This window comes from Clostridium sp. K04 (assembly GCF_019734375.1).
Taxonomy (GTDB): domain Bacteria; phylum Bacillota; class Clostridia; order Clostridiales; family Clostridiaceae; genus Clostridium; species Clostridium saudiense.
In genome coordinates this window covers 155574-171396 of record NZ_JAASHD010000003.1, presented here as the reverse complement: position 1 = coordinate 171396, position 15823 = coordinate 155574, and the positions used below count along the sequence as shown (strand labels likewise).

Sequence of the window (15823 nt, the reverse complement as noted above, 5' to 3'; positions counted from 1 at the left end):
ATATGACCTTTATAGTATAAAGTTAAAACATAAAACTCTAACTATAAAGACCTATAAATTATAGGTATCTATTTTTTATTTATCTATTGTCAAACATATATGTCACTTGAGCTAAATAATTATTTTCTTTATCTTCATATACTAAATATAATGTATGATAAGCTTTATTAAAGTTAGTTGTATCAAATGATACTACTCCATTTTCATCTACACACTCATCTATATGAAGAGAAACATCTTCTAATGTTATATTATTTCTAACTACTATATCTGATAATTCTACTGTCTTTCCTTCTCTATTAACAGCATCATATTTCACAGTTATTTTATTATCTTCTTTATAAAGACTTCCTATCACTATATTTTGGTACATAGCTTGTAAATTAAATAATTTCTCTAACCCCTTAAGTTTAGATAAATCATTTATTTCATTATAATCTAAATTTAATGTTTCTAAATTTTTAGCATATTGTAACCCTTCTAAATCTGAAATTCCATAACCCATAGCATTTAATTCAGTAAGGTTATACATATCCCCTATAGTTATATCATTTGATGATATATTTAATTCTGACTTAATAGCTTCTTTTAAATATTCATCTGAAATATTAACTACTTCTGATAAATCAACAGCTTTTTCTAACTTTTCATATGCTTCATTTAATTTAATGAACAAGTTATCAATTTCTTCTTGAGTATATCCATTAGCTAACTCTACATTAACAACTTCTAACACTTCTTGTAGATTATCAATACTTTCTCCTGTATAAATATCTTTATTTAAGTTATTTATAGTTTCAATTAATGAATCTAATTCAGCTCTATTTATTTCAAAACCATTATTATTAGCAAAGTGTAATTTAGTATCACCCCATGTTGCATGGTCTGAACCATTACCATTTCCACCATCAGTTACAACAAGTTTTAACTCCTTAGCTCCATTAATATCTACTTCAACATACTTTTGTGAATCTCTTGATGTCATTAATCCACTATCAAATTTCTTTTCACCATCAACCCAAACTTCAAAGCTTACAGACCCAACAGTTCCATACATTTGTCTATCTACACCAATATATGAAGTGAAATATGCATAATCTTTATCACTTAAATTATAAATTATAGTAGATGTTGAATGTGATCCTATACCTCTTTCATAAGATACTTCTTGTCCATTTTCACCTGTTAATCTTAAAGTTCTTCCACTTATTGATATATCTTTCTTTGGAGCAGTATAACTGTTATTAGTTGAATTCCAATCATATTCTGTTAAGTAAGTGTAATCATTCATATCAACTACTGCAATAGTTCTTGTTTTTGTAGTTGTATTCCCATCACTATCGGTTACTTTATAAGTTAATTCATACTTTCCAGCTTTATTAAAATTAACTTCTCCTGCTACTTCAATATTATTTGTTAAATCTCCATCTTCAGCATCACTTGCAGAATATTCTTCATTTAACTCTATAGGATATCCTACCTTTGTAGACACTGACTTTGGTATAGAAAGTGTTGGTGCCGCATTTAATATTAAGAATTTAGCATCACCAAAGCTAGCATGATCTGATGCATTTCCATTTCCAGCATTATCTGCAACAATCTTTAACTCTGATACTCCCTCTAATGGGATTCTTACTAACTTAGCATCATCTGCCCATTTCATTATTCCACTATTATAAATTTCTACGTCATCAGCATAAACTTTAAATATTACACTTGAATTATTTTGTTGTGCAATATTTCTATCTATACCAACATAAGTTTCAAAGTATTCATAATTTTTACCTTCTAAGTTATAAACTATTTCTGAATTTGCATGAGTTCCAATACCCTTATCAAATACTTTTTCTTCACCATTTACACTTAACTTAATTTTAGCTCCACCTGATGCTAAACCTTTTCTTACTTGTCCATAGTCAGTTCTTGCAGAATCCCAATCGATATCAGATAAATACTCTGAATCACTATAAACTACAATAGTTTTTTCTGAAGTAGCAATATTTCCATCACTATCTGTTACTGTATATGATACTTTATAGTCACCAGTTTTATTAGTTGTAAAATTATTTGAATTAATTACTACTTTATTTGTTATATCTCCATCTTCTTGATCGCTAGCATTTACAGATGACATTAAATCATATTCACTTCTTAACTTAACATATTCTGTTTCACCTACAGTTAAGCTTGGGAATTTATTTCTTATAATTTCTTCAGCCCTATTTAAATCATCTTGGAAAAGTTCTTCTGCTGGATGAGCACTAACCTCTTCTCTTAATGCATTTAACTTTTCTAAAGTATTATATTGTTCACTTACTTCATTTTGATTACTGTCAGTAAATAATTCATTCTTAATTTTATCTGATAATTCATCAGTTTTATAGAATGACATTTCACCTATACTTGCCCAGTTTTGATTTGCTTCAATGAATTTAAACTTAACTCTTCTTGCTTCTGTTTTAGTTATATCAATTTCAATAACATCATTTACACTACCATTATATGAACCAGTACCTGCTAATCTAAAGTCATTGCCTTCTGCTTCGGTAGAAACATAAATTGCAAATTTAGTTGCAAACCCTTTCCCACCATTTCTAGCTGCATAAGCAATTTTATCTATCTCATTAACTTCACCTAAATCAAACACAACTTCATTTTGGAATGATAGACTATTTGGATTTCCAGTTTCCCAATGAGTATTTCTATTATTATCTATTGCATATCCAATAACACTGCTTCCATAGTTTCCACCATTATTAGAAATTGAAGCTACTGGTATTTTGAATTCTTCATTATATGCTTCTAAATTATTAAATGCCCCATACTTTGATTTAGTTGTAGTTAGCTCTTCATACACTGTTATATATGAAATCTTTTCAACTACATTATTATCACTATCTGAAACTCTATAAGTAACTTCAAATCTACCAACCTTTTCTGCTTCATAAGTATTTGAAACTATTTCGATACTTGAAGTTAAATCTCCATCTTCAATATCAGTAGCAGATATACCTTCATTAAAATCTACTACTTCTCCTAATTTATAAGTTTTATCTGTAACAGTTAAATCTGGTTTTGCATTATTAGTAGTTAATTTTGGATTTGCTATTACTGCATGGTCAGATGTATTTCCATTTCCTCCATCACTAACTTCTATAACTAATTCCTGAACGCCCTTAACTGGAACATTTATAGCAACCATATTATCTGCATGTTTTATTACACTTGTAGTAGCTAGAACTTCACCATCAGCAATAACTTTAAATACTACACTTGAATTGCTTTGAGATCCTATTCCCATATCAATTCCAACTAATGCTTCAAAGTAGTCATAATCTACATTTGATAAATCATAAGTTATCTTACCATTTGCATGTATTCCAAACCCTTTATCAAAAGTTTTTATTTCATTATTTACTCTACCCTTTATACTACTATTTCTTCTTGGAGTCCCATATTGAGTTGTAATGCTTGTCCAAGCTGTATCTGATAAATAATCATAATTACTTACCACTTGTACGTTTACTGTTTTTGTAACAACCACTCCATTATCTTCAATAGTATATTCTAATGGATAAGTCCCTTTTTCATTTACATTAACTTCTCCATTTATAACTATATTTGAGCTTATATCTTCTCCATTGTAATTTAATGCTTTAACTAAATTCATTGGATCGAATTCTTCTCTAAGTTTTATACTTATTGACTCTTGTTCTACGCTTAAACTTGGTGTTAAAGAATTTACTACTACTTCTTCTCCAATATTTAGTTTTTTATCATATGGTACAACAGTATAATTTACTGACTCTCCTATATTTGATTCTGTATCAACAAAACTATTAGTTGAAGTAAATCCTATTAATTCACCATCTTTAAATATTTCATAACCTAATACATCATCCTTAAACTCTTCATTAACGCTAAAAGATAATTTTATATTTTCATTTTCTTTAAGCACATTAACATTTAACTCTGGATTACTAGTAAATCCTTCACCATCATATTCTATATAATCATAGTTAGCATACCAAGTTTTTATATCAGGTTTTGGATATTGACTTAATAACTCTTTTGTCTCGTCAGAAACCCAGAATCCATGTCTTTCAAAATGCTCGCTTAAATCTAATTCTAAAGCTATACTAGAATATTTAGCTAACTGATTTAACTTATCATTTGCTGAATTTGTTGAATCTAAAACTATGTTGTTTTCTCTGTACTGGCTATTTAATTTCCCCCAATATCCTGGATATATCATTTCTAATTGCCAATAAACAGCTAAGTTTTCAAAATATCCTCCATCATAATAATAATTACTATCTGTTGATATAACATTTTTGAAAACATGACTTTCGAAAGGTATTCTTTTATTTGGATTATTATAATAATAAGAAGAATTTTGAGGTATCATATTATTTGTAACCTCACCTATAGTTCTTACTCCTATATCAAGCTTATGACCCATTTCGTGATCAACACCCCAGCCTCCTACACTAGTTAACATAGATACCATTACATCACTTTGAACACCTATATGCCCAGATGCAGCATACATATATCCAAATGGCTGAGCTAATCTTATATTCTCTCTAGTATACTTAATATCATTCTTTATGCTACTTCCATCCATACCTAAATATTCAAATATCATATCCATATGATCATCATACATATTTACAGTATTCATTGGACCAAATTCTTGGTTTATATAAGCCTCATATGCCCCTGTTGCAGTTCCTGTAAATACAAGATGATCTGAAACTATCTCTACAACATCTATCATTTTCCTATCCATAACATTAGGATTTTCTGCCTTGTCCGCATCAAGTCTTGCTTTATAATCTTTTAGAAGCTGTAAGAACTCTTCTTCATCAGTATTTTTATCCATCATAGGGAACTGTTCACAACCAGATGCAAATCTTATAACTGGAGCTTTACTTTGTTGTTCTTCAGTATAAGGGTTTACTATATATACAGCTCCACCTGGAGTTACATCATGTCTATACCATCCATCATTTTGACTAACAGCAGGTACAGTTATTACATTTTTACCTATATGTAAACTTACTGTCCTTCCCCAACTTGCAAAACTTCCTTCTTGTTGTGAAAACATTAACTGTGGTAATGGTTGCCCTGGTTCTGCATCAACATATACTGTTATTGTTTCCCCTGCTCTAGCAACTACTCCAGTAGGCTGATTATTATTACCAAATCCAAACTTTAAATTACTATTGGCATGTGCATTTCTATCCCCATACTGTTCTGCGACAACAGTTTTAACAGTTTGTAAAGTACCATTTACAATATCCTTAGCCACTTGTATATCTTTTAAATAAACTGGTGCTAATGGATGTTCACTAATATCACTTTCAAGTTCTGCTAATTTTTCTATAGTATTGAATTCATTTGAAACAGTATCCATTAATCCATTTGTAAATAGTGTTTTCATTTTTTTAGATACTAAATCTTCTTTATATAATCTTATATCTGAAATTGATGCCCAGTTTTCATGCGCCTTATCAAATACAAATTTTACTCTTTTAGCTTTAGTTGCATCAAATTGTATTTCTAACATATCATTAGTTACTGTATAACTACCTTCTGTCACCTTTTGAAAATTATCTCCTGAGTCAACTGGCGATATATATATACTAAACTGCTCTGCAAACCCTTTTCCACCAGATCTTGATTTATAAGTTAATCTACTTATTACTTCTGCTTCTTCTAAGGTTAATATAACTTCATTCTTAAATGAATCACTATTAGGCTTTCCTGTTTCCCAATGAGTATTAGCATCTTCATCTATTGCATACTTTATTGCAGAACTAGCATATTGTCCTCCATTGTTACTTATACTTAAGTTTTTAACTCTATATACATCATCATATTCATTTATATAATCTGTATAAAATGGTTCAAATTTAGATACATTTGCAGTACCACTTTCAACTTGCCCAAATTCAATTAACTCTTTAGCTAAATTTAACTTTTCAATATATTCATCTTTAAATGGATGTCCATTAGATTCTGCTATTAAATTATTAATAGCTTCAATTGTTCCAAATTCAGGATTAACTTCATTCATTTTTTCATCTACAAATAATATATCTATTTTTTGATCTAATTCATCTGGCATATATAAACCAAATTCAGAAGCTAATGCCCAATTTTCATATCCCTTTTTATATACAAACTTTATTCTTCTTACTTCTGTTTCTTTAAATTTTATTTGCAAAGTATCTTTAGTCGTTATACTTGTAGATCCATCTGATATTTTCTCAAATGTATCCCCTTCAGAAGTTCTAGATCCATATATTTCAAACTCTTGTGCAAACCCTCTCGAAACTAGGCTTGTATACATTATTCTATCTATCGTAGTTAACTCATCTAAAGTTATTACCACTTCATTTGTATGGCTAGATGTATTTTGCTTACCTGAATGCCAATTTGTGTTTACATCTCCATCCATGGCTCTTGATATATCATTAGAGGCATATTGTCCACCATTAGTTGTTATACTTGTAACTTTTTCTAATGGTACCTTGAATAATTCATCATAACTTGCTAACCTTTCATCATTAAACGACTTAAAGTTAGATACCTTAGCCTCTGTAAATTCTAATACCTTTCCTTCTAATATTATTCTAGCATTATTAATATCTTCTGCTATTTCACTATATAAAGGATGTGTACTTGCTTCTAAATCAAAAGCTTCTAATTTTTCTAGTGTATTAAATTCTTCACTTAACTCATTCTTTGAATTATTAGTGAATATATTATTCATTTTATCTATTATGTTATCTTCTTTATAAAACATAAATTCAGATGCACTTGCCCAACCTTGATTAGCCTTTTTAAATACAAACTTTATTTTCTTAAATTCAGTTGCATCAAATTTTATTTCTACAACATCTCTTGTTGAATCTTTATACTCACCAGTAGCTACTAATTGAAAATCATCACTATCATCATTAGATGCATATATTTCAAATTCTTCAGCAAAGCCTTTTCCCCCTGCATCTGGTCTTGCTGCATAAACTATTCTATTTAATGTAGTTGCTTCTTTTAAATTAATTATGACCTCATTAGTAAAACTTGAACTATTAGGTGAGCCTGTTTCCCAATGAGTTTTGAAGTTTTCATCTATAGCTTTATCTATGGTGCTACTTCCATATTTCCCACCATTATTAGTTATAGATTCAATATTAGAATTATCCATTTTAAATACTTCATTATAACGCTCCAATAAATCGCTACCATATAAGCTAAATTTAGTTACAGTAGCCTCCTTACTTTCAGTTTCTTCCACCGCTCCATCAACTTGGATAGTATCATTTTGTTTTAATGTCTCTGCAAATACATTAACAGGTGTAGATAGTAAATTTGTTATTGTTGCAGCTAAAATTAGTGTTGATAATTTTCTTTTTAACATTTATTTTCCCCCCGAAATATTATTTCCCAAGAGAAGTACATTAAAAAAGCTACTCTCTAAAGAGTAGCTAAAAATAAGTCTTAATAAAGATTAATATTTATCGAAAATGCTGTAAGGGTGCATTTACTTGAAAGTAAAGCACTTCAATGAAATATAAAAACTTTATTTACTTAAAAACAAAAAGTCTAATGTACTCTTTGGCAACTGGCTGACATAGTAATTAAACCTTAGTCCCTATAGCTTTGCGTCCTTAAATTTCTTTAAGTTTGCCTATTAAATTTTCAATAATATTGATAATCCTTAATATTATTTACAGTAAAATAATTACTATATAAATTATATCCCATTCTCATTAGCAATCTATTAAAAAGTATTAACTTTCATATTTTTCAACACAATTTTCATTAATAAATATTTATTTTCCTTTTATTCGACTTATATTCCATTTATACTATGCATACTTAACTAATATTAATTATTTTTTAAATTATTCTATTTCTTTTTCTTTCATGTGTTTTTTATGTTTACATCTGCCATGACTTTTCATATGTTCTCCATGTGCAATGTTTCCTCTCCACGATTTTAGCAACTTTGATAATATTACTTCTAATTGCTGTTGTTCTTCTTCATTTATCGCATTGAATAATTCCTTTGACCTATTTTTAAGTTCTTCTTCCTTTAGTAAAATACTTTCTTTACCCTTTTCAGTTATTGATATATTTACTTTTCTCTTGTCATTCTCATCTTTTTCTCTTATTATTAATTCTTTTTCCTCTATCTTGCTTAAAATTTCGCTTAAAGATCCTGAACGAATATCAATAATATTTTGTAATTCACTTTGTGTCATTGTGCCCTTTTCCAAAAGCACTCTTAATATACGTCCTCTTCCATGGTGACCACAATGTTTATTATTTAAAATAGTGCCACATTTCCCTATTATTAGCATAAGTCTCTCTTCTTGAGGTAATTTTTTAAATTCTTCACGCTTTTTAGACTGCTCTTTTAATTCCTTTACCTTTTCTTCTGTTATTTCTCCATTATTTAATAATCTTATGAACTTCTTTCCTCTACAGCATTTTAGTTCATTTACGTCACAACCTTTACCACATATTGGACATTTTTCATATTTAATTTCTTTATTCATATATATTCACTCCTTTTAGTTAGGTACCTTGTTATTTTCATTATACATCCTCTATATATTTTTATCAAGGTACCTAATTAATTTAAAAGCAAAAAAGAAGAAAATGCATTTTACATTTTCTTCTTTCTCTATTTATATTAATTTATTAAGCTTCTTCCTTAATTCCCATTATCCAAGTAGCTATAAATGCAACTGCACCCGCAATAACTAAACCAATACAGTAGTTAACCATTGTATCTGCTGTAGTAATTGCTATAGCTGGTAAAGCTGTAACACCAACAGCTGTCATCTTAACATGTGTAAATACTACATAAGCACCTGCTGCTGCTCCACCAATAGCCGCACCAATAAATGGTTTTCTATATCTTAAGTTTACTCCAAATATAGCTGCTTCTGTTATACCCATTGTACAACTTATTGCTGCTGGTAATGATATAGCTTTCATCTTCTTATTCTTAGTTTTGAAGTATACTGCTAAAGCTGCTCCACCTTGTGCAAAGTTAGCAACTGCCCATATTGGAAGTAATGTATTAAATCCTGTTGAAGCAATAAGTCCTAACTCAATAGCATGGAAGCTATGATGTATACCTGAAATAACTATAGCTGAATATAATCCACCAAAGATTATACCTGCAAATATACCAAAATTATTTAATGCATATTGTAAGAATATACTTATTCCATCACCAATCCAGTTAGCAAATGGTCCAACAACTACTAAAGCTAAGAATCCACTTAGTATTACTGTTATTAATGGAGTTAATAATATGTCTAACATATTAGGAACAATTTTTCTAACATTTCTTTCTATTATAGACATTAGGAATATTACAAATAATATTGGTAATACAGTTCCTTGATACCCCTTTAGAGGCATATCAATAATTCCAAATACAGACATTGTTTGAGCTACAGCACCTGATTGTTGTTCCCAAGCATTCATTAATGCTGGGTGAATCATTATACCAGCAACAGTTGCTGCTAAGTAAGTATTACATTTAAATACTTTTGCTGCACTGATAGCAACTAATATTGGTAAGAAGTTAAATGCTGCACTACTAAACATATCAAGTAGTGTCCACCACCAAGTTCCCTCAGCAGAAATACCAAACTTAGAGCATAATCCCATAATTCCCATTAATAATCCTGAAGCAACGATTGCTGGAATTATTGGTACAAATATATCTGATAATAATTTAGCTAATTTTTGAAGTGGATTTAATTTTTCTGCTCCTGAATCTTTAACATCTTGAGTACTCATTTCAGTTATCCCACAAATTTTAATTAATTCAGCATAAACTTTATTAACAGTACCTTGTCCTATAATAACTTGAAATTGTCCACCATTAATAAATGCACCTTTTACGATATCTAGCTTCTCTAACTCTTCTTTGTTAGCTAAACTTTGATCTTTTAATACCATTCTTAATCTTGTCGCGCAGTGTGCTGCACTTGCAATATTTTCTGAGCCACCGATATATTTTAATATATCTTGAGCAGCATCATAATACTTGTTAGATCCCATTTTTTAATCCTCCCAAATATTTTTATGTTCTTATATTTACCTTGCCATAAAGGCCTTATTCATTTTATGGTAATGTTCCCACGACACTCATAAAAAAATGTGGTAATGTTCCCACTCTTTCCATAAATAAATGTTTCTCGTTTTCATATCATCTTGTGCATTGCGATTAAATTTATTATTAATTCAAAATTTAATATGATTATATAATTTTATTTTGTATAAGTCCATAGTTTATTTATAATTTTATACTAGAACTTTTTACCTTATTATTAATTAAAAGTAGTTTTACAGGGGAATATTCCCATATAACCCCTTTGTAAAACCTTTTCATATTTTTATTATACACTATTTCTTTCGACAAGTAAACATTTCAATTTTACTTTTTTTACTACAGAATTATTTTTTTCTATCTTACTATCAAGCTCTTCTAAAATTATCTCTGCTGATTTTCTTCCAGCCGTTTTATAATGATAATGTACAGTTGTAAGTCTCGGTCTTATAACTCTAGAAATTTTAGAATCTCCCATTCCTACCACTGCTACATCATCCGGAACCTTATAATCGTTGTCTATTAGATACTCTATTGCACCTAAAGCTAAATTATCAGTTACAGCAACAATGGCTGTTGGAACATCTTCCCCCTCCATCATCTCTCTAGTTAATATATATCCACTCTTCTCATCAAAATCACCACTCTTAATGTTTTCATAATTTATCTCAATATTATTATTTTTTAATGTCTCTATATAAGCTTGCTTTCTATAAAGCCCAACAGCTTTATCCTCTTCATAAACTCCAATATATCCAATTTTTTTATGACCTTTTGCAATCAAATAATTAGTTATATCTTCTGTTGCTTGAAATTCATCAAAATATACAGATGGAAATTTTTCAATATCTTGTGCAACAACAACTATTGGAACCTCTAAATCTCTTATAACTTCTATATGCTTATCTGTTACCTTCGTTGCCATAAATATTATTCCATCAACTTGATTTGATTTAAATATATTAAGGTATTCTAATTCTTTTTCTATAGATAAATTTGTATTTGCTATCAAAATATCATATCCATTAGGAGACAAAACCTCTGTAATACCTTCAACTACTCTTGCCGGAGTTTCACTGCTTATTTTAGGAACTATTACCCCTATTAAGTTCGTCTTTTTAGTTCTCATACCTTTTGCTTGTCTTTGAGGTGTAAATCCTGTTTCTTCAAGTACTTTTTTTATTTTTTCTCTAGATTCAACACTTACATATCCATTATTTAAATATCTAGATACTGTAGATTTTGAAACACCTGCTAATTTTGCAATATCAATTATGTTTAACGCCATTAGCTATCCTCCCTATATAATGAATATTTATAAATTATCTATTACATTTTAACATTCTTTAAGAATTTTATCACATTATTCTTAATATTCTTCAGTAATAATTATAAATAAAACTACTTCTGCTTTACTTTACTAAATTACCTATATAACTTTACCTAAGTAAACTTAATATTTAGATATATATTTATTATAGGAATATTTTCAAAATTATTCTTATATATTAAAATAATTGTTCTTTTTTGTTTGGTAAATAATTCTTTTATAAATTGATAATACTATAAATAGATCTTTTTGCTAAATGTACTTATATTACCTTAATTATATATGTATATTTGGTAATTGTTTATAATAATTAAGCTTATGTATTTTTACTTAAAGGAGTGATTTTATGCTTCCCATAGATAAAAACAATAAAGTCAAAGTTAGAAATAATATTTTAATGATAGGATATTACTTATTAGTAATTGGATTGTTTGCTTACTTCTTCTTTTGCATAGGTAAGATTCCTCCTAGTAACTATATTTCACAAAACAACATTTTAAGTAGTGTTGCTGCTAGCGCTGATATTGATAGCATTGAATCAAGAAATAACCTTTATACTAAAACTACTACCCCTGATGAAGAAGCTCTAACTAAGTTTATTTCATCAGCTTTTAATGAACGTAATAATAGTTTTTTAAACGGTAATGTATCAAGATTATACAATTATTATGGAACTTCAGAAGCCAATGGGAAATATTCATTAGAATATGAATTTAAGAGAATAGCTTACTTGAGAGATTGGTCAATAGAAAGATCTATAATTTTTACTTCTATTAGTTCATCTGTTATTATTAATAAAATAAATAGAAATGATAATAAAATAATAGTCAACTTAGATGAATACTATAATTTTAATTATCTTCATAATAAACAAGTAACTTCAAATAAATTTTCCTTTACTATCCCTCACATAATGACTATTTATTCTTATAATAATGAAGATGGTGAAGAAAACTTTATTATTGATAAAGATTATTATAGTGATATTTTCAATGATGATTTAAATGATTATGATTTCACACTAACCGAAACTTCTTTACCTTATACTAAAAGAATAAATCCTGATTATAATGTTTCTAGTAGTTTTAATAAAGATGATGTCATAAGATTTGATAAATCACTATTTACTGATCACAAAGCTATAATATCTGGATACGATTCAAATGGATATCCTTTAATAGATAGTAATTTATTTAATATAACCAATATGCCATTTGATTTAGGTTGGAAAGAGAAAAATATAAAATTATCATATTAATAAAAGGTTAGGCACTGCCTAACCTTTTATTAATATCTATTACTTGCTTTCATTTGACGTTCAATATCTCTCTTAGCTGCTTTTTCTAACATTGAATCTCTCTTATCGTAATTTTTCTTACCTTTACAAATCCCAAGAGCTACTTTAACTCTACCATTTTTAAGGTATAAAGATAACGGAACTAATGTATAACCATCTCGTGAAACTAATCCTGCTAATCTTCCTATTTGTTCTTTATGAAGTAAAAGCTTTCTTGCTCTTAAAGGATCAACATTAAATATATTACCTTGCTCATAAGGACTAATATGCATATTTAAGATAAATACTTCACCATTTCTTACATCTGCATAACAATCTTTTAAGTTACACTTTCCACCTCTAATAGATTTAACTTCTGTTCCTACTAACTCAATTCCTGCTTCAATTGTTTCTTCAACAAAATAATCATGACGAGCTTTTCTATTTTCAGCTAAAGAATTACTATTCTTAACTCTTGCCAATCTTCTCACCCACTTTTTACTTACACGTTTTTTCTTAATTATATCAAGAACTACCAATAATCACAATATATCTAGTTACCTCATGTAATTACGAAAAAAATAAATATTATTCGTTAAATTCCTCTTCTGGTTCAGTTGTAGTTTCTGTATTTTCTATTTCTTCAGGTTTTGTTCCAAATTCTTTTTTTACTTCAGCTATTATTGATGCTGTTTCTTCACTTGGTACAATTTCTTCAAGATTTTGTTCGCTATCTAAAATATCAAAGAAAACTTCTCTATTATCTATATCAACTCTAGAACATTTAACTTTTACAGAATCTCCAAGTCTATAAACTTTTTTATTTCTTTGACCTAATAACATTAAATGCTGCTCATCATAAACATAATAATCATCATCTAAGTCAGTAATATGAACAAGACCTTCTACTGTATTAGGAAGTTCAACAAATATTCCGAATGATGTAACTGAAGAAATAATTCCTTCGAATTCTTCTCCTATTCTATCCATCATATATTCAGCTTTCTTTAAATCATCAACTTCTCTTTCTGCCTCTTCAGCTAATCTTTCCATTTCAGATGATTGTTTAGCTGCTATATCTACTATTGGTGCTAATTTAGTAGCTCTCTTTTCATCAATCTTACCATTTAAATATTCCTTAATTATTCTATGAATTTGTAAATCTGGATATCTTCTTATTGGTGAAGTAAAGTGGCAGTAATAAGTTGCTGCTAATCCAAAGTGGCTTGAACATTCTGGCGTATATTTTGCTTTCATCATACTTCTTAATAAAAGAGTACTTACTACAGTTTCTTCTTTCTTACCTTTTACCTTTTCTAATACCTCTTGAAGAATTCTTGGATGAATATCTTGAGTAACTTTCATTGTATAACCTAAGTTATATATAAAATCTCTAAATTTATCTAATTTTTCTTCATCTGGATTTTCGTGAACTCTATATACAAAAGGTAAATTAGTCCAGAACATGTGCTCTGCAATAGTTTCATTACAAACAAGCATAAACTCTTCAATTATTCTATTAGCAATTTCTCTTTCATATGGCTTTATATCAATTGGTTTACCATTTTCATTTAATATTATCTTAGATTCTTCAAAGTCAAAGTCTATAGCGCCTCTTTTCATTCTCTTTTCTCTAAGAATTAAACAAAGCTCTTCCATTGTTTTAAAATCATCAACTAAATAATCATACTTCTTAATAAGCTCTTCATCATGATCTCTTAATATCTTAGTTACATCAGTATAAGTCATTCTTTCTGAAGTTCTTATAACTGTTTCTGCTATTTCGTGCTCACAAACCTTCCCTTTACTATCAATAGTCATAAAGCAACTTAATGCCAATCTATCGACTTTAGGGTTAAGAGAACATATTCCATTTGAAAGCTTTTTAGGTAGCATAGGAATAACTCTATCTATTAAATAAACAGAAGTACCTCTTTTTAAAGCCTCTTTATCTAGTGGATTCTTTTCTCTAACATAATGAGTTACATCTGCTATATGAACCCCTAATTTATACTTACCATTATCTAATTTTTCAATAGATACAGCATCATCTAAATCCTTAGCATCTTCTCCATCTATTGTAACCATTCTAAGATTTCTTATATCTTTTCTTCTCTTAATTTCTTTTTCCTCTATTTCCTCAGATATACCTTCAGCATATGCTAGTACCTTAGGAGGGAATTCTTCTGGAAGCCCATGCTTTTTAATTATAGTTAAAATATCTAATCCTTTTTCACCTTTTTTACCTAGAACTTCCTTAACTATTCCTTCTGGACTTCTTCTTTTATCTGGCCACCTAGTTACTTCAACAATAACTACATCACCATGCATTGCACCATTTTTGTCTTTTTTAGAAATAAAAATATCTTGATTTAATCTAGTATCCTCTGGAACAACAAATCCAAAATTTCTATTATCTTCATAAACACCAATTATTTTAGTATTTGCCCTTTCAAGTATTTCTATAACTTCCCCTTCTCTTTTCTTACCGTTGATATCATCTCTAGTAATTTGTACAAGAACTCTATCATTATTCATTGCACCATTAATAAATGAACTTGGTATAAAGACATCTCTTTCGCCTTCTTCTTCTGGTATTAAGAATCCAAATCCTTTTTTATGTGCTTGAAGTTTTCCTTTTATTAATCCTAGTCTTTCAGGCACTGCAAATTTATCTTTTTTAGTTCTAACAATTGAACCTTCTAATTCCATTACTTTTAAAGCTCTCTTAAAAGCTTTATATTCATCTGGATTAATATCAAAAACTGTAACCAATTCTTGAATATCCATCGGTCTATATGCTTCTTCTCTCATGAAGCTAAGTAGGGTTTCTTTTATTCCCATTTAATTTCCTCCGTCTAACTTATAATATCTCCATTTTTTTCTTATACACACTATTTATTATACTACCACATGTTTGTTTTTTTATTCAATACAGCGAATTAAATATCTTATACTATAATTTTATTCAATAATTTTATCTTTAAACATATTAAAAGCAAATTTACAACTTACTTTTTACATTAATAAAAGGAGTGTATCAAATTACTTATCGATACACTCCCTAAAT

Annotated in this window: 7 protein-coding genes and 1 riboswitch; of the genes, 1 reads left to right on the top strand and 6 read right to left on the bottom strand. The window is 28.6% G+C overall.

Translation table 11 applies throughout. From position 1 onward, the window contains the following. Positions 1-79: 79 nt before the first annotated feature. From HCG70_RS02535 to HCG70_RS02520, 4 genes are all read right to left on the bottom strand, one after another. Entirely contained in the window at positions 80-7429 is a 7350-nt protein-coding gene (locus HCG70_RS02535) for an NPCBM/NEW2 domain-containing protein (RefSeq protein WP_221697455.1), read from the bottom strand. 196 nt (positions 7430-7625) lie between these two features. Beyond that, positions 7626-7710: riboswitch (cyclic di-GMP riboswitch) on the bottom strand. Between the two features lie 206 nt (positions 7711-7916). Further along, positions 7917-8573 carry a MarR family winged helix-turn-helix transcriptional regulator gene (locus HCG70_RS02530; protein WP_221697454.1) on the bottom strand — a complete coding sequence of 219 codons (657 nt, stop codon included), beginning with the start codon at positions 8571-8573 and terminating at the stop codon, positions 7917-7919. A 145-nt stretch (positions 8574-8718) separates the two neighbouring features. Next, on the bottom strand, positions 8719-10098 hold the full coding sequence (locus HCG70_RS02525) for a sucrose-specific PTS transporter subunit IIBC (RefSeq protein WP_042395709.1): 1380 nt from the start codon (positions 10096-10098) through the stop codon (positions 8719-8721). A gap of 338 nt (positions 10099-10436) precedes the next feature. Continuing rightward, on the bottom strand, positions 10437-11435 hold the full coding sequence (locus tag HCG70_RS02520) for a LacI family DNA-binding transcriptional regulator (RefSeq protein ID WP_042395707.1): 999 nt from the start codon (positions 11433-11435) through the stop codon (positions 10437-10439). A gap of 388 nt (positions 11436-11823) precedes the next feature. Here HCG70_RS02520 and HCG70_RS02515 point away from each other — a divergent pair, with 388 nt between their 5' ends. Then, the gene (locus HCG70_RS02515; RefSeq protein WP_042395705.1) at positions 11824-12735 is read left to right on the top strand and encodes an amidase domain-containing protein; all 912 of its coding nucleotides are present in this window, start codon (positions 11824-11826) and stop codon (positions 12733-12735) included. 29 nt (positions 12736-12764) lie between these two features. Here HCG70_RS02515 and smpB read toward each other — a convergent pair whose 3' ends face one another. Together smpB and rnr are read right to left on the bottom strand one after the other, a co-directional pair. Then, positions 12765-13235, bottom strand: coding sequence for an SsrA-binding protein SmpB (gene smpB / locus HCG70_RS02510; protein WP_042395960.1), 471 nt, complete (start codon positions 13233-13235; stop codon positions 12765-12767). 106 nt (positions 13236-13341) lie between these two features. Continuing rightward, a complete protein-coding gene (rnr, locus tag HCG70_RS02505; RefSeq protein ID WP_042395703.1) occupies positions 13342-15597 on the bottom strand; it encodes a ribonuclease R in 2256 nt (751 codons plus the stop codon). Positions 15598-15823: the final 226 nt, after the last annotated feature.

What these genes read in the sequence shown, in the direction of transcription:
- HCG70_RS02535 (WP_221697455.1), bottom strand. Translation starts at nt 7,429, where the DNA reads ATGTTAAAAAGAAAATTATCAACACTAATTTTAGCTGCAACAATAACA.
- HCG70_RS02530 (WP_221697454.1), bottom strand. Translation starts at nt 8,573, where the DNA reads ATGAATAAAGAAATTAAATATGAAAAATGTCCAATATGTGGTAAAGGT.
- HCG70_RS02525 (WP_042395709.1), bottom strand. Translation starts at nt 10,098, where the DNA reads ATGGGATCTAACAAGTATTATGATGCTGCTCAAGATATATTAAAATAT.
- HCG70_RS02520 (WP_042395707.1), bottom strand. Translation starts at nt 11,435, where the DNA reads ATGGCGTTAAACATAATTGATATTGCAAAATTAGCAGGTGTTTCAAAA.
- HCG70_RS02515 (WP_042395705.1), top strand. Translation starts at nt 11,824, where the DNA reads ATGCTTCCCATAGATAAAAACAATAAAGTCAAAGTTAGAAATAATATT.
- rnr (WP_042395703.1), bottom strand. Translation starts at nt 15,597, where the DNA reads ATGGGAATAAAAGAAACCCTACTTAGCTTCATGAGAGAAGAAGCATAT.